Genomic DNA, 20,233 nt, shown 5'->3' with positions numbered 1-20,233 from the left:
AAGTTACACAAAAACAGGTCGTTTCTAAAATGAAAAAGTGGTTTATATTTTTGGTTCTTTTGCTAACAGGGTGTGTTGCTAAGCAAGTACCTTACTCTCCTTCTGATATGGTAAACACAGAAGTTGCGGCGAATGTGATTGAACAGGTCATAATGGAACAGCCCCAAAAATTTAGACCTGAAGGTCTTGTTGTGACCAGTTCTTATATCGGGTTATCAGCAGGTAAAAATTCAAAAGCAGTGGCAGTTAGCAATTATAATGACGCTTCAAATTTGCTCCTGTCATCTTCAAACGTAAGGCTATCAGAAATCAATTCAAGGTATTATTTCAACTCGATATTGGCGCTTGAACTGTATAGCAAAAGAGATTGGTTTATCATTCAGCTAAAGAACGATGAACAACAGGTTGTTAAGCGTTTTTATACGAGAAGCTTAGAAAAGGCACAGCGGTTTATCGATTCAATAAATTACATGAAAATTTCGACTAAGCCATTTGCTGCTGAGTAGTACAGTTAACAAACTGTTTAAGAGTGATTCGCAACGCGTGGCATTTTTACAATGCATCAGGTTTCGTTGTTAAGGTGGTATGCAGGAGCTTCTGTATAGCGTTGCTCGCACCTTAATTGGGCGCTAGCATTAATGGGGAAAAAGAATGTCTCACAAAACAGAAGTTCGTTACTGTTCAGATTGCGGTACGGATATTCATCACGTAGTTGTCTTGGTCAGAAAACAGTGTGCTTTTAAAGGTGCCAAAAATCAGAAGTTTAAGGAATTTATAGCAGGCGCTATTAAAGGTTGGGCTCTTGGTGCATTTGTTGCCTCTATGGATGAGTTTGAGCGTCACCTAGTTTGTGTAAAGTGCGGCAAAAAGACAGTAGAAAGTTAGCTACCTAATAACGTAGAAAATTTATAGTGTGACTTGAGGTTAATGATTCTCAACGCTTACCGTTTTTCATTCGATCGTTGGGTTGAATGTTCACGGTAGTATGGTTGAAGTTCGTTGTGCGATAGTTCACGTATTAACTCAGCGCTATACGCCAATCCCAAAAGTGAATAAAAAATGGATAAACCAAAACAAGTTCAGTGGTTAAAAATCCGAAAGAAAGGCTTCTTGATACATTGTCTCACTCATGGCCTAGCATTTAGCTTTCCAGTTATTTTTGTGAGCTCATTTGTCCGAAACGGTTTTTATCTCAACTTATCGCCTATTGTATCATATCGAGTTTACTTAATGACTGTCTTCGGGGCGGTGTTTATGGCAGGTATGGACTGGTGTTTTAAACGTAGACAGTATCAAGAGCGCAAAGAAAAGGCTTCGCCTCATAAATGAGCGATTTCGAAAATAAACATAGTTCATGTTAAATTTACGGTATCATGCACAATTCACCAAATTGTAGTTATTCATGATTATACCAACTAGCACTTCCTCTTCCCTTCTCTCAAATGTATCTTGCTCCAACTGTAAGGCTTGTTGTTGCCGCCTCGAGGTTATGATTATCTCAGATACTGGCGTACCTGAAAAATTCATTGTGCGTGACCAATATGGCGGTGAAACAATGATGCGATTAGGTGATGGCTGGTGCGCAGCTTTAGATAGAGAAACCCTGATGTGCACAATTTATGCGCATCGACCATGGATATGCCGCGAGTTTGAAATGGGCTCTAACGAGTGCCTAGATGAACGTCTTAAGTCGACTTAAAGTAGACCGCCGCATGCATTGTTAACTATAACAATACGCTTAAGAATAACACGAGACATTTTACTATGAGTAATGTTAAGTTTTAGGGTAGCGTAACCTTCGGTACTGTGATACTCACACCTGAACAAATCACTGGGGGAAACTGACATTTCGATATGATTAAGGAACACTTATGAAATATAGATTAGGTTTACGAAAAATCACTGAGGGTGATATGAACAGAGATTGTCTGTTGCTGCCAGAACCAGAAGATTACGAAATGTATGTCACTGCTATGACTGAGGACATCAATCAACTTGAAATTGTAGAGTATGCTTTGATGGATAATAGCAGTATTGTCATAAAACTCGTTGTCGGCTTTAATATCGAGCATCTAAAACAAGCAACTACCTCAATACAACAGAAATATTGGGATGTGCTACGAACGACAAGGTTTGAAAATATCGCCTAACAAAGAATTCGAAGTACTTTTAAAATATGAACATACAAAAAATCACCGCACCTGAAGTTTTACCGATAAGGCATCAAGTGTTATGGCCCGACAAGCCTCTTTCATTCTGTGAAGTTGGGAGTGACGATTCCGCTATTCATTATGGTGCGTTTGTGGACGAAAAGCTGGTTTGTGTGGCCTCTGTTTACATTGATAAACACGAAGCAAGGCTCAGAAAGTTTGCAACTTTACCTAAATACCAAAAACAAGGAATTGGGTCAAAAGTCATTGCACGCATAATTAATGATCTAAAGCTTAAAAACGTCAGTTACCTTTGGTGCGACGCACGAACCTCAGCAGCTTCTTTCTATAAAAAACTGGGCCTAAACATTGAAGGTAAGGAGTTTCAGAAGTCTGGTACTTCATACTTCAAAATGTCTATCTCTCTAAATAATTAACCATGTAGCAGACTCATGTTAATCAATACAGCTACTACATGGTTCTGCTTAAATGTTACTGAGCTCGTATTGCTCCCTCAAGAGCCGAAAAGTATCTTCACGCCTGCATCCTGAGTTGAACAGTAAGAAACTTTTACGGCCACACCTCTCCTTCTTCTAGCAAATTTATTTCCCTCCCCAACTTTGCTTATGCGCTTAAAAATGTGACTGAGAAGCTCAAAAAGATAACTACTGACAGTGCTATAACTCTACATCTCGGTAATGACTTATTACGTTACTCGAACACAAAGTAAACCTTTAATCTATTGATAGCGGAAAAGTTATGAAAAGACTCTTATTCACTTTACTTATACCATTCTTTGCAAGTGCTGGCGTCAGTCAGAATGAGAAATCTGTCGACGAATCAAATTTGGTTGTGTCATTGAGATATGCAGATACTACGATGATGGGAAAGAATAACGACCTGTTTGGTTTTAGTTTCGCTACTGGATTAAAAGAGGACGGTTTTGGATACGCGCTTTCTTTTGATAGTCAATCATTTGATATCAACGGAAGAAATACTGACATTGGAGTGGAGAATACTAAATACGACTATAAGAATGTAATGTTTGGTACCACGTATGGAGTGACTGATAACTTTTACTTGATCCCAAAGCTTGGCCTTACGTTCAACCGATATAAAAGCAAATACAAAGGCGTGACTCACATTCCTAATACTGGCATGGCTTACCCTGCAATGAAATACAAATCAGAACACGACTACAGTATGTCTTACGGTCTTGATATGATGTTTTTCAGTAAAAGAGTAGCCTATGGATTTGGAATTACAGATTCTGATTATTTTGGCAATAGAGAAACGAAAGCAAATATAAGTATTGGGTACGCATTTTAAAAAAGGCCGCATTTAGCGGCCTTTTTTATCAACTCATTATTACCTTAACTGCCATTTCAGCATCAACCCCACCCCAAAGCTTGTCAAAGAGCTTTGTTGCTTCTGGATCGTCAGTTGTATGTCTCGAGAATTTGTATTGATAATTAGCAAATACGAATGTCGGTTCGCCAACGAAATCAAGATCCGCTGTAACTCCATCTAAAGTTATTGATACATGGGTATAAACATCCAAATCAGCAAGTAAAACGAAATTAATATAATCTTCTTTGAATGTTTGCGTTGAACTTGCATCAGCAGCATCAAGCTGAGCTAATGAACATGTGTCTCCATCTTGACCATCAACTGCATTCATTTTAAATGTTAAAGAACCGAAGTCGGAATTGTCATATCCTCTATGGGTTATGTCCCCTGCTAAAGTTCCCACTTCAATGTATTCTTCTGGGGTTAGGATAGATACACCTTCATTAACTGTTAATGTTGCATTTGATGAAACATCAGTGCCTTTTGAGTTCGTTGCCTCAGCTCTAATTGTATGAGTCCCGACACTAGGTAAAACAAAGGTAAAGCTAGCTGAGTTACTGCTTGCTTGAGCAGTATCATCCAAAAACCAAACTATCGTGCCAATTTCCCCACCCCAATCGACAACAATTGATGCTGTGTAGTTTTCAAATTGAGTAATGGTTCCACCAACAGGATCGGTAGTAATAGTCGGAGCTACAATAGACGATTCAACAACAATCGTAACCGTGCTTGTATCCGTATATCCACCAAAGCCAAATACACGACAAAAGAACGTATGGTTGCCAGTTGATGACGGAGTAAACACGTAGCTAGATCCAGTGGCGCCGGAGATTGGAGTGCTTCCGTTGTACCACTGATAAGACAACGTGGATCCTAGACCATCAGCGACAACGGACAGCGTTAAGTTTTGAGAGTCCGTAATTGTGCCACCCACTGGTTGAGTGGTTATCATCGGTTTGCGCGCGACCTTTTCACCATCAAGGTAAACTTCATCAATATTAACGTCATTTAACTTTAACGTTCCAATTTCTACACCATTAAAATAGATAGCCATAAATTAACTCGTATACAGGTTTAACATGCTTCCAGAAACGGTATAACGAAAACCACCGAAGCCAGATCCCGCCGCTGAAGAGTTGTTTGCTGCTGGTACTTTCGCTATTGGAATAACTGGCAATCGACCAGTGTTTAACGTACCAGAGGTAATAGATCCAGCATCTATATCTTTTTGTGCTTGAGCCACAATCTGACTCAAATAAACATTCAATCCGCCATCAGCATGCTCAACATAAAACAGTGGGTTATCTGCAAGCTGAGTGTCTGAAATATTAGTTAGCGAACCTACCGTCGTTGTTCCTGCCGGCTCACTTCTTGTTGCTGAATTTATAAATTGCTCAAGCATTACAACTCGCTTTGCCATAGCTTCTAATTCTGATTGTAACTTCTCAACGTCGCTCATTATTTAGTCTCCAGTGGTACGGCAATGCCCTCATTAGCTGGGGTGATTAACCATAGGTTTGATGGTGTTACCAGTTTTGTTTTTGCGTAGTCAAAATCGGTAATTTTGAAAGTTGCGCCATTGCTTAAAGTGGCGTTCTCGGATGATGTAGCAGTGAATGTCACTTCATCAGATTTCGCCAAGGCCGAGTAATATCCGTTGGCATCTATGGACGCTTTCGTACTATCACTTGAGCTCCAATTCACAACCGATGGGTTATCTGTAGAACTGACTGCAATCCCGTTGTTGTACGTCACACTAGCTGCAATTCTGCCAGTGTCGCCAACTGCAAGCTCGGGAACTGGCGTTGTAATAGAAACAGCGGTAGGAACAACCGCAGTGATAGTTTTTGTGATGGTTTGAAAAACGCTGTCGTCGTAAGTTTCATCTTCCGATACAGCTAAGGCAGTAACTGTAACGTCACCACCAGCTATAGCTGTATAGGCGCCATTAGAATCAATCGTTAACATTGACTCATTACTTGACGTCCACTGCACAACGCTAGGGTTATCTGACGTACTTATGACGTGCTCGTCCACATACGTTACTGTCGCGGTAAGTGTCCCAGTATCGCCGGCAAAAACCGTATCTGGAAATGAAGACACGACGATTGATGAAGGTACGACTGGTGAAATGTCAAACGTTGCATCACCACTTATATTATTGCCATAAGCAGGATCGGTGGATGTAGCTAAAGCCGTTACCGTTACGGAGCCAGCGTCTAAGGCAGTAAAATTTCCTGAGCTATCGATTGTGAGTATTGACTCATCGCTGGATGACCATGCAACTATTCCAGAATCTTCCGCTGTAGTTGATGAGTTACCGTCGCTATAAGTAACTGTCGCTGACAACGTACCAGTATCACCTCGAAATACCGAAGCTGGAACGCCAGATATTGTCACTGTGCTTGGTAATATAGGTTCAATAAACGTGATTTCTAAGTAGGTACCAGATGGGTTAGCGAGAACTTCTAATATTTTGGTAAGTTGGGCCAACTTAAACTCTGATACCGGTTGCGGTACCAGCAATCCAAAATTAGAAGGCGTAACCAGCCATAGATTCGATGGAGTGATCAGTCTCGATTGGTACGACTCGACATTGTAGATATTGATAACTAAGTGTCTTGGCCTTGGTGATGAATACTGTATCCCTACTCCATTACCGACAACTTGCTCAATGACCAATGTATATGAGTCGTAAGTGCCAGCCGTTTGCATTGCCTGCAAAATGGCCATGTAGTTTTCGGCAAAGAAATCGCGGTTAAGCCCGGTAAGCACCGGAAATGTGTTGTTATCGTAAAGCAAGTAACCAAATGGTTTTGAACCAACCATTTCTGAGTTCATCTGAACTAACTCATCAATGGTCACTCGCTGCTTAGCTGTGAGGGTTATATTGTAGAAAAACTCGCACGCTTTATCGTTTCGAAATAACTGCGTCATTTACCCTCCAGTTAAGCATCGGTAATAATCACATTCTCTACTGACAAGTCCGGAATGAATTTTACGTTATAGGGTGTTTTATAAATGCTTTCCGACCAACTGGTTCCATCATCTAACGAATACTCGGCTTTGATGTTTGACGCATACAAAGCATCACGGTTAATTTCAAAATACTTTTCTGGTTCGATATCCATTCCGATCCAAAAAAACGCATCGAAGTTTGCAAGAAACTTACTCACAATGTCATCTTGGTTATCGACCACTGCATTTGTGTTTCTGGATTTAGTAAGAGTGAGTTTCCATAAAATCGGTTGCTCTTCTTTTGCGGTCCACCGGTAAGTCTCAACGCCCCCTTTAGTTAGAACAATGTCTTGCTCAATATCACCGACCATGTAGGTACTCGCAACCACAGCCGTTTTTTCCATATAGGATGCGATTTGGTAGTTGATGTCAGCCGATGGAATGTAATCAATTGCAACGTGCATTTTCCCTGAGTTCTCTTCCGTCATTTTCATAATGGAAGACTTATACCCAAAGTTGTCTTCGAGCCCGGCAATGAGTGCATTTGGGGTTGTTGTTGGATTGTTTATTTTTAAGTTTGAGTTTTGGATAAACTCGGACATTTTCACGAAAAGAGAGGCGATTATATTCTCGATGGTCATATCGATTTGCGCACTAGCGTAAAACACTTTGTATTCGTCACTAGCGACAAAGGTGTTAAACGCCAAGCCAGAGAATTTATCATCTGACTCTTTAAACGCCTCAAAGTACGCTTCAATTATCGTGTCAAAGTCATCAGGAGTTAGACCCGTAGATGAATCCCATATCATGTGTATGAACCTGTAACATATTGAGTTTCTGCGGTGCCAGCTAACGTGTAACTCATTTTCAACGTAAAGCCTTCTACCTCGACTTTACTGTTAAGAACCATAATCGAACGTTTCACTGATTCGTTAATAATCCATGTGTTAAAAGCTGCTGCGTTAAAGTTAACCTCTGGCATGTACCAGTAATCAAAATCAAAACCAATACTAGCCGCGTAGTACAAACTGCCTTGATTGGTTTGAAAGTTATTCTCGAAGCGAGCAACGTTTCTCCCTTTCCCTAAATACCCACTTAGCGATGCCATAATTACCTCAGTTTTAAATCTTCGAGATCTGATTTAAGTTGTTCAAGTTGGCTCTTGGCACCTTCATCAAGCACTCTTACCTCTCCAACTGCTGGTGAACCAGAGCCGCCTGTAACGGACACCACAACGTTCTGACCTGCAATTGATATAGCCTGTTCAGCAATGCCAATCGCCTTGTCTATGATTGTCTGAGCGTCTACCTGAGTATTTGTGATATAGATTGAGAACTCTTCGCCCATGATGAGAAAGCCTTCACTGTCAGCTTTCCCTGCGGATACGTTGATTACATCGTTTGGCTGGTAGGTTTCACCATTAACTTCTACTTCTAATCGTTCATTTGATATCTTTGCTTTGAGCAAATTCATGTCATGACTCCAAAAGCGACCTATGTAATGTTCTGGTATCAGAATGGATAATCCTGGCTCTCTTGAGATGGCACTTCTGGTATCAGATGTATTCACCTGCAGCGACCAGTACCCACGATTGTGGTATCACTTCCGGTTTTAAGCTCATTTGAGGCTATTGAAACGAAAGCGACCCCTTGAAAGTTTGGGTAGCTAAATCGTAGTCGCCGTCAATGGCAACGATGCGTGTGCCGTTGTATGGATAGTTGAGTTGGGGAATGTGGTTGCAGACAAAACGATAAGAGTCAGTGACAATTGTTCGATTTGCTCTTTCTAAGATGTTTTCCGTTTTCACGAAATCACCAGCGTTAACATCTAGTGTAAAACCAAGCTCTTCGAGGAAATCTGTTGCGCAGCTAATTGCCCTCGACCTTGGTTGGAGCTCTTCTAGAAACTCTGCGCCTTGAATCATCTGTTTGGGCACTTCGTCATATTTGGCGAAAGTGTAGCCTAGCGTTGTGGATACGAGTTCAGGCAAAGAGGAAGCGTAAAAGTGGTTTCTCTCCCAATATTCCATCGAGAGAAGATAATCACTGTTTAGCGTAGCTCTAACTCTCATTTCTAATCCCTAGCAGCGCGTACCCGTCACCGCGTTTTCTGGTGGCATATTTACCATTAGGTTTGATGTAGAAATCGCCATTTTCATAAACAGGCAAAAACAGGTTTTCGAATATCAAGGCAACTTGCATTTCTTCGTATCCTATCACCTCTGTTTGGTTTACCGTGACGACCGTTAGTGGCTCACCGTCGACCGCCAGCTCGTTAACGATTTGAGGAAGACTTCGAGCAATAAATGACTCTACCTTTCCCACTTCGTACCAAGTGAAATCATCAACTGCAATCCCCATTAGGACGAGATTTTTGCTCATGTTAAAACCTCAACTGTTTTGGGAATATTGGTTACTTGGTTTTGCGATGACGAACTACCAATAATTGATGTGTCACCTTTTTGCATTTCGAAAGTTAAGACTTTTTCTGTCGTATCCGATTTGGTCGCCAACGTCATGTTTAATAGCGTGCCACCAATAATCACCATTTCTGGACTGAAAAAGGAAACTCGCGGTAACGAATCTTGCTTTTGGAAAAGCCAACTAGCTAAACCAATCATGGCGTTTATAAAGTCACTACTACTGCTTCGGAGCGTTATAGTCGAAGTGTTGATGTTCCCCTTTAACACTGGCGTACCACCAGCAACGTCGATACTTTTAACGACGGACTGTTTGTATCCGTCCGGTATCATGCCGATTAAATCTCCAATTATTGGAATGGGAATTGGCGTAGTTTTTCGCAAGTCTTGATATTCTTCGGTCAGAACCTTAATGCGCGCCTGATCGTCTTTCGTTAAATCAGCCTTGGCGTCTAGTTCAAGTAGTTCCTTTTGCTCTTCGCTCGACAACGTATCATCGAGATAAATGAGGAACAGCGGAGGTGCTTTCTCTGAAATCATTTCAACGGTCCTACGTCTGTTCTGGTTTTGTTGTTACGTGACTCTTTCTCAGCAATATCAACCATCATTTGGTTAATCTCGCCCCCACGTTTTTCAACGTAATCACCAAACATTTGCATTGGGGTTTTACCTGTTGCAGCCTCAATTGGCGTATAGGTACCAAACTGAATGAGTTTGTCGAAAAACGCCTCCCAAGTTTCCATGCTATTGATTGGCTGCTGTCCAGCTTTGATTAGATCGCTGCCTCGCTTGGCTAACTCGCTAGCGTAAGATATGGTGCTTTTGACAAAAGAGTTTTCTACTTTAACAGCGGCTATTTCTGCTTCGTCGGCAATGATCTTGCCTTTTACTTTGAGATCCAAAACATCCAAGTTTGCTTGAATGCGTTTAGCCTCGGAAGCCTCGGAAGAAACCACCGCTTGGGCTTGGCCTTGCGTCACACCGTCTATGATTTTCTTTTCAAAAGCCTTGGCGTCACCGATTGCCAAAATGCTTGATGATTTGTCAGAGCGATTTAGCGCTTTGTCTAGTTCCTCTGTCCTTACTTTTGAGCCAAGCATTGTGTCCATGATGTTCTGAAAAGTGAGGTCTTTATTTTCAGCGAGTAATGCTTTGAAAGGTTTCATGAATCTTGAGGCCAGCAATGCATCTTCATCACCGAAAACATCATTCATGTATTGGGCTGCAACTTCCGGTTTAAGCTTTGCCATTGTTCCGACAAAATCCAGAAACGCATTCTCAATACCGTTTTGGTTTGCTGCCTCTTTGTACGATGCCATTTCTGGGCGTTCTAGGGCACCGACAAAACCAGACAAAATACCTCGAATGTCAGATTGATCTAGACGAGCAGATATACCAACCGCACTAAGAGCAGCGTAACGCCCTCTGTTGATGCCTAAAGCATCAGCCGTATCGCTAATGTCCGACATTTCATTTAAGCGCTCTCTGGCTATTTGGGCGTATTCCTCTGCACCTTGAAAAGCTTTAGTGGCAATATCCTTTGCCACACCAGCCGCCGTTGCAATCGCTTCACTGGCAAGATTGGCCCCAGTAAGGATCATGAAGCCTTGTAACTTACCAAGTTTAGATTTTACTTTTTGACTGCCCTTTTCAGCTCCCTTCTCGAAGCCTTTACCGAACCAAAACTCAAAGTCATCTGCTGCCTGTTTTGAAGCGCGTCGAAGCTGCACTTCCATTTTCTTCGACTCTTCTTTCATTTTGCGTTCATCGAGCCTAGGAGCGAGGATAAATTCTGAACTAGCCGACATTAGCCATCTCCTCCTGTTGTTTTAACTGTCGATAAGCTTTTCGCAAAATCAGGCCAATAAGATCGCCGCCGTCGATATCGGGACTATTCTCGATAGTGTCAGCGGCAAACCCATCACCAGCGACTCGGAACTTAGCAAGTTCCTCAAGTTCGGTAGGGCTTAGAAAAAAAGCCCTGCGTCTTTTAGCGTCGAGCACTTAACCAAAGTTTCCAACACCATTTCTGCAAGTTCTGGCAACTCGTAGTTGTCAATGCTAGAAGCGTCGATTGACATACCATGTTTATTTTCATGGACAGCCACCAGCGCCATCATGTCGTAATAGTCAATTCGCTGAAATTCCATTAAATCCATGATGACCGTTTTCTTGTTTTCCGCATCCAGCGAAGTGAAATACTGTTTTGCTTGGTCGTGATCGACAAGCCCTTGAATGCGCATGGTTCTAGCGCGTGGAAGGTGAAGAATGAACCCTAAATAAGCCATATAAGCATTCCATGCTTTTGACCCTTTAAATTTAGCTATCATTACGCCACCGCTTTAAATTCATCTTTGAAGTTTTTAGGCGCGACTTGAATAGTCAATTCAACGTCTAACGTAGATTCAGATTCATTAGCCGTGCCATTGCGAGGATCGTTTTTCAAAATACATTGCTTGGAAACAAGAGTTCGTCCGTTTTTCTTGTTGTACGATGTGAACTGAAAACGCTCTTCGCCTAAGAACAATTTTACGTAAAGCTCCAAATGCTGTTGAGATACGTTTCGAAGCTTTACTGATAGCTCGATAGGCTGAGTTAATCCGGTACCGACAATTTCACCGTCACCATAACCATTAGGATCGCAAAACATCTGCACTACCTTTTGGTTGTTTCGTCCAAGCTCAATCACCGAGATATAGCTGTATTCCTCACCGTCATAAACAACGGTAGTTTCCATTTCCCCAATTCGAAAATTGCTGCCAGCCATTATTGAGCCTCCGTTACTTCAATTCTTGCACGCCAAATAGGTTCAGCGTCTTTCACTTCTGCTTTACCACCAACCACATATTGCTCATCAGATTTGACGATGGAAATGTAGTTATTTGCATCAGGATCTAAGTAGAAATATGGGAAGCCTTCGTAAGTCTCGATAACTTCGGACGCGGCCTCTTCAATGTTTACTCGCTGAACGGCTGTATTGTTAGGTTCGTTGGTTTGAATGTAAGAGGTGATCGCCTCTTGCGTTTTTAGCTGCGCTTGACGGTCGATATAGCCTTTAGTAATTGCGGAACCACCATTACCAAAGAAGCCTAAAGTCGGCCCATCAGAGCCATTCAAGAAGAAAGAAATACGCTTGTTAAACAAATCGTCGGCTTTGCCTACAGTAAACACTACTGACGCAGAATTGGATGAATCAAGCACGTAGTATTGGCAATTTCGCCAGTAAGCTTGTGACAGTAATCGACCAAACGCTTCATAGCATCCAGTGTATGAACCCGCATCATCAAGAAAGACGGTATCTTTCATCGCGATTTGTTCAGCCAATGCTTCGTCGCTGGTGGCGTATGCTCTCACGCCGTCAAAATCCGTAAAGTCGATAGTTTGCGCCGTGGCAATATCAATCTCTTTAGAAAAGCAAAGCGTAAAGTAATCGGTCGGATCAAAGTCGATTGCATCTGTGCTTTCTGGATCAACTTCATCTGCAAGAATTAGCAAATAGAATTTCTCTAAGCCACCAGTCATCAAGTATTGAACTTCTGTATTTGCCGTGTAATTGGCAATAAGCGTCGGATCATAAATTGGCACTACTTTGTACAACGCAGGGTCAATAATATCGCGTGTTGCCTTGGCCGGTTTTGTACTGGTTTTTACTGGGGCTTCCTCGCCATCTTCCGCTGGTGGCGTGTAACTACCAGTAACCATAACTAGGCATTTATACAAAAAACTGTAGTCGGCCCCTGTAGCGGATTGAGCTTCGCTGATGCTCACCGCATAATCGAAAACAAGTGTATTACTCATAGTCTATCCACTTAAAATGTTTGATTTTTTCGCGTGTTTTGTCGAACTCGATTTCGCACGCAAAGTGAAATTCTTTAACCACTGAAAGGACGCCAACAGAGAGCCAATCGGATGAGGCTTCCATGTTTACTGAAGCCAGTGAGGTTTTACTGCCACTTCGCTTTTTATAGCGATCAAACTTGCTACCTAGGACGCCAAAAACAGGCTTATCTCGCCCCATATCAGCGAGCGACAATCGAATGATCCCAAAAAAGCGAATGTGTGATTCAGAGAAGTACTGCTCACGCACACTTAGGTATTCGACATAAACAATGTCAGCACCGTCATGTAACGCCCCAGCCCAATCAACCGCCTTCAGACCGAAAATATTGCGGATCTCATCATGTAGAGCTTTTCTAAACATACTGAGCCTTTATCGAGTTAAAGAATGAGCCTGTATCGACCATAGGCCAGTCAAAACCTTTACCTTGAAGGTTGTATCCGTTGTAACCGGTCCCGCCCTTAATCGTTGTTCGAGCGTTGCTGCCATAGTCTTTTCGCATTATCGGGTTGCGCACTAAAGCGCGGGCCGCGCTCTCAATACGACGAATCATTTCAGGGCTTACTGAGCCAGCATTGAATAGCCTTATCAGTTCGTTGGTGACTCGGATAACATCTTGGTTTTGAAAATGACTTTCCGCTTTTGAGAAAACCCCGTAACGGGTGTCCATGTATTCGGCAAGTTTGGTCATTTTTAGGTTGGTCTTACCTTGGGTACCAGTCTTAACCCGAGACGCTTGCTTTCCTTGAAACGATTTAAGTGGTTTTTCGTGGTCAGCCATTCTTGCCGTTTTGCTTTTGTCTAAAACGCCAATTCGAATATGGTGGGAATTAAAGTCTTTCACCTCTTTTTCTAAATTGGTGAAATCCAGTTCAATGTCCAACGTGAACATTAAAACCCTCCGCCAATGATTGGAATTCGGGCAGGTTTCACAACAGGCTGTTTATCAGAAAGAGAGCACCCGTTAGCCTCTGCCAGCGCCTTTAAGCGAACCAGAGTGAAACGTTTATTACTATCTTGAGAAACTCGTTCAATTAGCACCTTTTGTGAAAACTGATAGCACTCACATTCACCTTCTGGATTTGCATTGATAGCGTTGGCAAAATCAATCTCATCCTGAAGCATTGCTTCTGATCCGCAGTTTCGAAGTATTGTGTCGATGAGAATTTGTGAATCTTCGGAAATCATCATTCTCTCCAAAAGAAAAGGGACTCAACAATGAGCCCCTACTTTGACCGATTATTTATTTGCTTCTTTCGCACGCTCTTTCAAAGCACGAGACGCTGCAGTTTCAGTGAGCTGGTAAACGTAAGAACCTTTAGCCTCAAGCTCGTTAGCTGCACTTTCATAAGTAAATAAACTTTTTTGAACCAAACCGTGATCGCCAGATTCTTTTGAGTAAATACCGGGTACTGAACCATGGTGGTTATTTACTGCAGGTCGGTAAGTCAATGAAATATGAGAGCTAGTCCCTAGAATGGATGGAACCTCTAACATTTTCACGTTCTCATAAGCTCGTTGTACCGCAGACTTGCCCGTTACCACGTCACCACCAGACGACGTGATCGGCTTGCGCATAATTGCTGCAATATCTGATGTGTAACTTAAAGTCATGTTTACGTGATCGGCTTCGCCTAGGCCAAGAGCTTTGGCTTGCTCTTCGTAAATGGCGTTAATCACCGTTAGTACGCCAGAAATATCCGATACGGTTACTACTGTTTCATCATACTCAATGGCATTTTTATTTTGCATCATGCCACTGTTACCGTGTTTGCCATGGAAGTGCTCATAGTCGTATTGCATCAATAGGCGGTTTAAAAGACCCGCATTGATGTTTACGTCATTGACGTTCTGCATGCTAGACAAGCGAAATTCAATGTGAGTAGGTTGACGATGGTAAGAGAACTCAACCTCTTTTGCATGCGCTTGAGCCAGCTCAGTTGTTGACGGCGTTAACGCCTCAGCAAACTTATCGTCTGGGAACTTACCAGTCACATCATAGTTAATATGAATTACTGTTGCCTGTTGTAATTTACCATCTGAGTAATCTTCATCAGTGCCTGCGAGATTGGCGGTGTAAGGTACGTATGTGCGCTTGTTGCTACCCATGATTTTTGCATTGTAGCGACGCTCGACCTTTGATTTACATACAACGTTAGTTGCCATATCTTGATTTCCTTCTGGTATCAAAAAAGGGCTTGCCGGTCATCCTGGCTAAGCCCTTTTGGTATCAAATTAATGTTGCTCTCACTCTGCATAGTGTGAGTTTGGCGTCAGTTATTTTTTCGCTGTAGAGCGAGAGACGGTTTTAGAATCCGCACTTTCTGACGTTGGCGCACCGGCTGGAGCAGAAGCTGCAACCCAGCCCGCGTCTTGACGTTCGTAAGGCGAGCCATCCTCAGGCGCTTCTTCCACACCACCAATATCAGCAGGTACTAATGTTACGTCACCCGTTTTGCCATTTACACTCGTTACGCCAGCTGCGCCATCAGATCCCACAGGAGCAGATCCACCATAAAGTGTCACTAAAACGCAGCCCTCAACGATTTCGCAATTTTCATCCAAACCGTTAATGTCTAGTTCGTCAATTTTACCCATGATGACAGTCGAGTCAGCGGTGCCAATCGACACCACTTCACCAGTGGTATTATCAACGGCAAAGCCATTACCAGCCGCTAGCGTCATACCATCTTTTACACGAACAGGAATGCCCTTACCTTGCTCAACAACACCCGTTACCTTACGGATGTTACAAAGGTCGTGGACTGCGAACCCAGCAAATGCAGAGCCATTAAACAAAGCTACTTTAGGTTGTTCACCACTAACAGCTACAGAGGAAACCGCAACGCCAGCGACCAAATCACCTTCAAACGCACAAGGGGAAACGACGTCACTATTACCAGAGTAACGAGTGGCACCTAAAGGAATTTCACGAGCCATGATGCTCTCCTTATTTCTAGAATTGATTATTTTGATTTAAATGTACGAATTGAGCTTTCGGTTACGCAGGTTCGGCGTTGTTTGCCTGTTGGCCCATTTCGAAAATAGAGCCGTAGTCCTTCATGGCCTCACTATCTTTTGTGACAGAGACTTCACGACCACCTTCTTCCAGCTTGCCTTTGTTAAACATTGATCGTTCAATCAAAGGCCATGCAAGCTTGCGATCAATTTCGTGAGACTTAATGCCGTCTTTGATGATTTTTTCTTTAACCGTATTGCGGTCACGCTCTTCTAACAAATCGAGCATTTTTTCATTTTTGAAAAAGGCGCGAACCGTGGCAGCCGCAAGACCCTGAGCGCGTTCAGCCGGTGTCTTAGCCCATTTTTCAACATCTTCTTTGACTTCCTTAATATCAAACCAATCAGGAAACATTTCAGAGTTGTCTTCCATGAACTTGTCGAATTCAAGGTTGAACTTAATAGCGTCAGTTAAGTCCGCCTCTGTGTTCTCTTCTTCATTCTGCTTTTCTAGGCGTTGCTGAAGTTTTGCAAGAATGTCATCATCTTCATTTCCAGCCGTTGGCTTGCCACCCAACAGTTCAAGCAGTTTATCGACATCAGGCGTAGCATTAGGCTGCTGCTGTTGACCTCCGGTCAATAATTGCAAAAGCAACTCTGATGCATCATCTTTAGGTTGTTGTGGCTTACCACCAGCCAATAACTGCAATAATTGCGCATTCGAGTCATTTGGTTGCTGACCACCACTCAAGAGCTGTAACAGTTTCGGATTAATCGCATTTTGCTGCTGACCAGTAGCACCACTTAAAAACGCAATTAATTGCTGCGTTGGATCCTGTTGTTGATTACCACTCAAAAGCGCGATTAGTGGGTTTTGTGTTTCGTTGCTAAATTGGTTTTGATTACCGCCGGCCAATAGTAGTGCAAGTAATTGATGTAAATTCATGCTGCTTTACCTCGATTGATTTTATTAACAATTTGCTGAGCGTGAGATTGCCCAGATGTAATCTTCATTCCGCACTGACAGTTGTACTCAACCCCAAGCCCTAATTGTTCAGCCTGTTTAATGGTCATACGTTTACCGTAGTGCAGAGCGTGCGTGGCGCGTTCCTCTTCTGCTGAAGATGGTTGCCACTCAATGGTGATTTCGTCGGCGTGTTCTGAGCTTGAGAGGGTTTGAACAATCTCGCTGCTGAGCGTGCCAGTCATTGTGTTTTTGATGTTTGCTGCAAAATCCAAGTTTGATTTGTTTTTGGATTTTTCCAGCCTTTTGATCGTCATGTAGGCATTGGACTTGGCGTCCATGAGAATTGAATATTTATTGATGAGTTTTAGCTGTTCACGCTGCATTCCTCCATGCTCATTGTAAATACGCTCAAAATTGATCCCAAACCAATCGAGTAGGTTTTCAGCCATTGTGTAGGGATACAGATACATGCTGTCCCCTTACTAATTTTTGCTAATTCCTAGCTCGGCAATGGGTAGAACGGTTTCAACCATTTTTCGCTTTTCGTCGTCAGTGAAAAGCGAGCTCATTTCAATTGAATTTAAGAAATTGGATATTTCTGGCAATTGTTCAATGTCGGGCTTAATCATAAAATCGGCACCAAAGACCGATTCAAATACGCCCCTTAGTACCTCGTTAAAATCACGTACTGAAGCCAAGCGGTTTTGCTTGCGGTCACCATCACCCGTTGAATTAAGGGAGCCGACCAACTGACCGTTAATAAATGACATTGGACGGCCTGTTGCGTTACAGATTAGAGAGTAAGCGTACTCAAGCTGCTCCTTGACGGGCTTAACATCGACCTTTGGCATTTCTAAAGCCGATTGAGCATCAATGTACGCCACACTGCTTTTCTTGAGCGCATCGTTGATTTTATTGATTTGCGTTTCGACAGCCGTTAGCACCTCTTTGTCTGAAATGAGCTCACTCAAATCACTAACCTTCAGAAGTACAGCCCCACCAACACGTATTAGCTTTGCTGCACCAACGATGGCATCAAACACCATTCCGAAATAGGCCTCTAACAATTCTGTCCGATGGAATTCTTCAAAATCCAACTCCACAAAATCGAGCTTATTTACTTTTTTAGAGAAAACGGTATACGTGCGCTCTTCGAAATAGAAAGCGTGCTCACGACCGTGGATTGGCCGCTTACGAAGCACAACCTTGCTCTCCTCCGACATAGCCTCAATGACGTAATACATCAAACCACGCTGTAGTTTTGGTGAGTGAGAATCGTAAATCGTTTTTGAAAAATCCGAGCTTCCTATCTCATCTGGTATTGCGACAATTTCTAACGTCACATACATAATGCGCGAATAGAGCTCTCGAATAGCTATTTCAATATATCGCTCTCTTGCCAATGAGAACGGGTCAAATTCAGTAATAACCGGGAGCAATCGTGGGTCTTTGGCGCGAAGGAACTGGTAATATTTTTCAAAATCCTGTTTTTTGTCAGGAGGCGACTCAGAACCACCAGCTTTATCTTCTGGCTCGTCAAATATGCCCATTAGTGTCTACCTCTTATTTTGATCTTGTCTGAAACAATACCGCTTCTTACGGCGCAGTTTGTTGTAGCGTCCGGTGCATCATCATGCTCAGCGTCTTTATTAAATTTCTTGTGTTGGGTGAGCCATTCTTGATTTGACCAGTTTTCAACAAGGCGCAAACGCATTAAGTTCAAAAACGCTCCGACACGAAATATCCTGTCGTGCTTATTACCTAGCGTTGTACGTGGTATGGCATCAATGCCACGAACGGAGAAATAATCCTGAGGTGCTGTCCCGACTCCGTTGTCCTCGTAATAAAACTCGACAACCGGAAACGAATTGATTTTTTCGGCAATTTGGTCAATCGCTGAGTTCCAAGAATGAGGAAAGCAATATCCCCACGCGAATACGTATCCGCGAGTCTGGGAAACGAAGGATAGAGCCGTAAAGTCGCCGCCTTTGTAGGAAGGGTCCAAAAAGGCAACACACGGCAACAGCTCTTCATCTTCCTCAGCTGTAACCACCGGCGTTTCTGCGAATGGGTAGCCGGAAATTTTCGGTGAAGGCTCACCAAGCCAAACGTGTGGCCAAGTAACCTCGCCTCTCTCCCTTTCTGCTTGTTCAAGTAATTGGGTGTCTTGGTAGCGTTTAGGTAAATCGAAAATGTTGATGTGCTTAATGACCGCGCGATCACCAAATGATCGCACTTTCGAGATTACCGGGTCTTCTGCAAAGTTAGGGTTCATTGCGAAGAAGAAACGAGCTTCTGTTAAGTCAACCTCTTCCGCACCAAATGCCAATCTCAACAGGCGCTCATATTTCGACGTAAACGAAACATTGCCTGAACGGTTTACTGTAGGGAAAAGCACATCAAGAGAGTCTTGCGAGGCATCCTGCGCTTCGTCCATGAAGACCATGCGCACTTTATGCTTACCTTTGATTTTGTTTACTTGGCTAAATGATGTTTTGCCGCCAGTGGAGCGCAAGCCAGTAAATGCAAATTCAACATTCGTTAGTTTGTTGATGATTTTGCTATGGGTAATTTTGAAATATTGTTCAAGACCAGCCTGTTTGATTAAGTCACTAACGACGGAGTGAACGGAATCTTCAATAGAAGTTTGGATTTCACGTAAAACCAAAAAAAGCGAATCGCGGTATTTTTCCTCAAACGATAGTTCAAGCATGTAACAGATAATTGCGAAGGTTTTACCAGAACCGCGTCCACCTTTTAAAACGATGTACTTAGCAGCTTCATCTCCGAATATCTTTCGGTAAATAGGAGGAATGCTAAATTTCTCTTTAGTCTTTAAAAGCATTTTCTTAGAAAACGCCTTTATCATTCTCCGCAGGTGTAATGCCTCTTTTTTGTTATTTCGTCTTTCTAGCTTTCCTATCAGACCGTCCACATCGACCTTGGCCAACATCTCTACAACTTCTTCAGGAGTTATCTGTTGACTCATCGTTAGTCTCTACTTCTAAAAAGGCTTTTAGCGCACTCCCCAAGTCCTGAGTAATATCCTCAAGTTCTAAATCGTCGAAATCATCTGGCAAATCATCTTCCTTGTAATTCTCTCGATAATTTTTCGGGTCCAGTCTTCGAAGGCGAAATTGAAGCAGCGAATCTGAATAACGGCGAATAGGGACTATCTTGCTAATGGTCTTTCCGTCCTGAGTAACCTTTAGTGATTTGTAGTCAACGACACCATCAATGGCTCTTCGGTCGGCTTCCTTTTCAAGCTTCTCAATTAAGTCTGCTTTTGCGTCTTCTAACTGCTGAGCGAACGTAGGGTCGTTTTCAGAATAGTGATAAATAGAGCGACGATTGTAACCAGCGTTTTTAGCAGCCTCGCCTATAGTCGCTCCCTGTTCTAATGCTTCAAAAAATCGCTTGTCTCGTGCCCTCGTTCGTTTCGTCTGTCTGGACACTGAAAATCTCCAAATTTAGAAAATCTTTATTTTCGTTAAATGCGCTTTTGCTCTTTCTTGTGAAAAATGAGAAAAATAAAAATTAAAAAAAGCCGCAGCCGCTCCCATGATGTGGGAGTAGCAAAACGGCTTTTTCTC

29 protein-coding genes are annotated in these 20,233 nt (G+C 42.7%); 6 read left to right on the top strand and 23 right to left on the bottom strand.

Annotated features, from left to right (window positions below; all coding sequences use genetic code 11):
* Positions 1 to 29 precede the first annotated feature (29 nt).
* From MTF70_RS11965 to MTF70_RS11935, 6 genes are all read left to right on the top strand, one after another.
* Positions 30 to 506 (top strand): hypothetical protein, encoded by a 477-nt coding sequence (locus MTF70_RS11965; RefSeq protein ID WP_054702491.1) that lies wholly within the window; start codon positions 30 to 32, stop codon positions 504 to 506.
* Positions 507 to 651: 145 nt separating this feature from the next.
* Entirely contained in the window at positions 652 to 885 is a 234-nt protein-coding gene (locus MTF70_RS11955) for a hypothetical protein (protein WP_054702353.1), read from the top strand.
* A 517-nt stretch (positions 886 to 1,402) separates the two neighbouring features.
* The gene (locus tag MTF70_RS11950; RefSeq protein ID WP_080524864.1) at positions 1,403 to 1,699 is read left to right on the top strand and encodes a YkgJ family cysteine cluster protein; all 297 of its coding nucleotides are present in this window, start codon (positions 1,403 to 1,405) and stop codon (positions 1,697 to 1,699) included.
* Between the two features lie 172 nt (positions 1,700 to 1,871).
* The gene (locus MTF70_RS11945; RefSeq protein ID WP_054702359.1) at positions 1,872 to 2,150 is read left to right on the top strand and encodes a hypothetical protein; all 279 of its coding nucleotides are present in this window, start codon (positions 1,872 to 1,874) and stop codon (positions 2,148 to 2,150) included.
* Between the two features lie 26 nt (positions 2,151 to 2,176).
* Positions 2,177 to 2,587, top strand: a complete 411-nt coding sequence (locus tag MTF70_RS11940; RefSeq protein ID WP_054729525.1) for a GNAT family N-acetyltransferase — start codon at positions 2,177 to 2,179, stop codon at positions 2,585 to 2,587.
* A 322-nt stretch (positions 2,588 to 2,909) separates the two neighbouring features.
* On the top strand, positions 2,910 to 3,479 hold the full coding sequence (locus tag MTF70_RS11935; RefSeq protein ID WP_054702362.1) for a hypothetical protein: 570 nt from the start codon (positions 2,910 to 2,912) through the stop codon (positions 3,477 to 3,479).
* A 28-nt stretch (positions 3,480 to 3,507) separates the two neighbouring features.
* Here the strand turns inward: MTF70_RS11935 and MTF70_RS11930 are convergent, their stop codons facing one another.
* The 23 genes from MTF70_RS11930 to MTF70_RS11820 form a co-directional block, all read right to left on the bottom strand.
* On the bottom strand, positions 3,508 to 4,554 hold the full coding sequence (locus MTF70_RS11930) for a hypothetical protein (RefSeq protein WP_054702365.1): 1,047 nt from the start codon (positions 4,552 to 4,554) through the stop codon (positions 3,508 to 3,510).
* Between the two features lie 3 nt (positions 4,555 to 4,557).
* Positions 4,558 to 4,959, bottom strand: coding sequence for a hypothetical protein (locus tag MTF70_RS11925; protein WP_005495325.1), 402 nt, complete (start codon positions 4,957 to 4,959; stop codon positions 4,558 to 4,560).
* The gene (locus MTF70_RS11920) at positions 4,959 to 6,437 is read right to left on the bottom strand and encodes an Ig-like domain-containing protein (protein WP_149191839.1); all 1,479 of its coding nucleotides are present in this window, start codon (positions 6,435 to 6,437) and stop codon (positions 4,959 to 4,961) included. The genes MTF70_RS11925 and MTF70_RS11920 overlap by 1 nt, the downstream gene beginning before the upstream one ends.
* Before the next feature lie 11 nt (positions 6,438 to 6,448).
* Complete coding sequence (locus tag MTF70_RS11915) at positions 6,449 to 7,267, bottom strand: hypothetical protein (RefSeq protein ID WP_149191840.1); 819 nt, start codon at positions 7,265 to 7,267, stop codon at positions 6,449 to 6,451.
* Positions 7,264 to 7,566, bottom strand: coding sequence for a hypothetical protein (locus MTF70_RS11910; protein ID WP_054702381.1), 303 nt, complete (start codon positions 7,564 to 7,566; stop codon positions 7,264 to 7,266). Before MTF70_RS11910 ends, MTF70_RS11915 begins: the two co-directional genes overlap by 4 nt.
* Before the next feature lie 2 nt (positions 7,567 to 7,568).
* Complete coding sequence (locus MTF70_RS11905; protein ID WP_054702385.1) at positions 7,569 to 7,931, bottom strand: hypothetical protein; 363 nt, start codon at positions 7,929 to 7,931, stop codon at positions 7,569 to 7,571.
* A 154-nt stretch (positions 7,932 to 8,085) separates the two neighbouring features.
* Positions 8,086 to 8,529 (bottom strand): hypothetical protein, encoded by a 444-nt coding sequence (locus MTF70_RS11900; RefSeq protein ID WP_149191841.1) that lies wholly within the window; start codon positions 8,527 to 8,529, stop codon positions 8,086 to 8,088.
* A complete protein-coding gene (locus MTF70_RS11895) occupies positions 8,519 to 8,839 on the bottom strand; it encodes a hypothetical protein (protein WP_054702390.1) in 321 nt (106 codons plus the stop codon). The genes MTF70_RS11900 and MTF70_RS11895 overlap by 11 nt, the downstream gene beginning before the upstream one ends.
* On the bottom strand, positions 8,836 to 9,417 hold the full coding sequence (locus MTF70_RS11890) for a hypothetical protein (protein ID WP_005495342.1): 582 nt from the start codon (positions 9,415 to 9,417) through the stop codon (positions 8,836 to 8,838). Before MTF70_RS11890 ends, MTF70_RS11895 begins: the two co-directional genes overlap by 4 nt.
* Positions 9,414 to 10,685, bottom strand: coding sequence for a hypothetical protein (locus MTF70_RS11885; RefSeq protein WP_029856740.1), 1,272 nt, complete (start codon positions 10,683 to 10,685; stop codon positions 9,414 to 9,416). The genes MTF70_RS11890 and MTF70_RS11885 overlap by 4 nt, the downstream gene beginning before the upstream one ends.
* Positions 10,686 to 10,844: 159 nt before the next feature.
* Positions 10,845 to 11,207 (bottom strand): hypothetical protein, encoded by a 363-nt coding sequence (locus MTF70_RS11880; protein WP_031819766.1) that lies wholly within the window; start codon positions 11,205 to 11,207, stop codon positions 10,845 to 10,847.
* Positions 11,207 to 11,644, bottom strand: a complete 438-nt coding sequence (locus tag MTF70_RS11875; protein WP_005495347.1) for a hypothetical protein — start codon at positions 11,642 to 11,644, stop codon at positions 11,207 to 11,209. Before MTF70_RS11875 ends, MTF70_RS11880 begins: the two co-directional genes overlap by 1 nt.
* Entirely contained in the window at positions 11,644 to 12,675 is a 1,032-nt protein-coding gene (locus MTF70_RS11870; protein ID WP_170893834.1) for a hypothetical protein, read from the bottom strand. Before MTF70_RS11870 ends, MTF70_RS11875 begins: the two co-directional genes overlap by 1 nt.
* Positions 12,668 to 13,078, bottom strand: a complete 411-nt coding sequence (locus MTF70_RS11865; RefSeq protein ID WP_085569531.1) for a hypothetical protein — start codon at positions 13,076 to 13,078, stop codon at positions 12,668 to 12,670. Before MTF70_RS11865 ends, MTF70_RS11870 begins: the two co-directional genes overlap by 8 nt.
* Positions 13,071 to 13,607 (bottom strand): hypothetical protein, encoded by a 537-nt coding sequence (locus tag MTF70_RS11860; RefSeq protein ID WP_054702401.1) that lies wholly within the window; start codon positions 13,605 to 13,607, stop codon positions 13,071 to 13,073. Before MTF70_RS11860 ends, MTF70_RS11865 begins: the two co-directional genes overlap by 8 nt.
* On the bottom strand, positions 13,607 to 13,906 hold the full coding sequence (locus MTF70_RS11855) for a hypothetical protein (protein WP_139832014.1): 300 nt from the start codon (positions 13,904 to 13,906) through the stop codon (positions 13,607 to 13,609). The genes MTF70_RS11860 and MTF70_RS11855 overlap by 1 nt, the downstream gene beginning before the upstream one ends.
* 48 nt (positions 13,907 to 13,954) lie before the next feature.
* Complete coding sequence (locus MTF70_RS11850) at positions 13,955 to 14,881, bottom strand: hypothetical protein (protein WP_021454014.1); 927 nt, start codon at positions 14,879 to 14,881, stop codon at positions 13,955 to 13,957.
* Positions 14,882 to 14,992: 111 nt separating this feature from the next.
* On the bottom strand, positions 14,993 to 15,655 hold the full coding sequence (locus MTF70_RS11845; RefSeq protein WP_054702409.1) for a hypothetical protein: 663 nt from the start codon (positions 15,653 to 15,655) through the stop codon (positions 14,993 to 14,995).
* A gap of 61 nt (positions 15,656 to 15,716) precedes the next feature.
* On the bottom strand, positions 15,717 to 16,619 hold the full coding sequence (locus MTF70_RS11840; RefSeq protein WP_170893835.1) for a hypothetical protein: 903 nt from the start codon (positions 16,617 to 16,619) through the stop codon (positions 15,717 to 15,719).
* Positions 16,616 to 17,110 (bottom strand): hypothetical protein, encoded by a 495-nt coding sequence (locus MTF70_RS11835; protein WP_139832015.1) that lies wholly within the window; start codon positions 17,108 to 17,110, stop codon positions 16,616 to 16,618. The genes MTF70_RS11840 and MTF70_RS11835 overlap by 4 nt, the downstream gene beginning before the upstream one ends.
* A gap of 12 nt (positions 17,111 to 17,122) precedes the next feature.
* The gene (locus MTF70_RS11830) at positions 17,123 to 18,190 is read right to left on the bottom strand and encodes a hypothetical protein (RefSeq protein WP_170893836.1); all 1,068 of its coding nucleotides are present in this window, start codon (positions 18,188 to 18,190) and stop codon (positions 17,123 to 17,125) included.
* A complete protein-coding gene (locus tag MTF70_RS11825; RefSeq protein ID WP_170893837.1) occupies positions 18,190 to 19,629 on the bottom strand; it encodes a phage terminase large subunit in 1,440 nt (479 codons plus the stop codon). Before MTF70_RS11825 ends, MTF70_RS11830 begins: the two co-directional genes overlap by 1 nt.
* Positions 19,607 to 20,095, bottom strand: a complete 489-nt coding sequence (locus MTF70_RS11820; protein WP_021453976.1) for a hypothetical protein — start codon at positions 20,093 to 20,095, stop codon at positions 19,607 to 19,609. Before MTF70_RS11820 ends, MTF70_RS11825 begins: the two co-directional genes overlap by 23 nt.
* Between the last annotated feature and the right edge of the window lie 138 nt (positions 20,096 to 20,233).

The organism is Vibrio sp. 2CM40D, assembly GCF_023161825.1.
GTDB lineage: Bacteria > Pseudomonadota > Gammaproteobacteria > Enterobacterales > Vibrionaceae > Vibrio > Vibrio alginolyticus.
The sequence above is the reverse complement of the archived record's forward strand: the minus strand, read 5'-3'. Positions and strand labels throughout refer to the sequence as shown.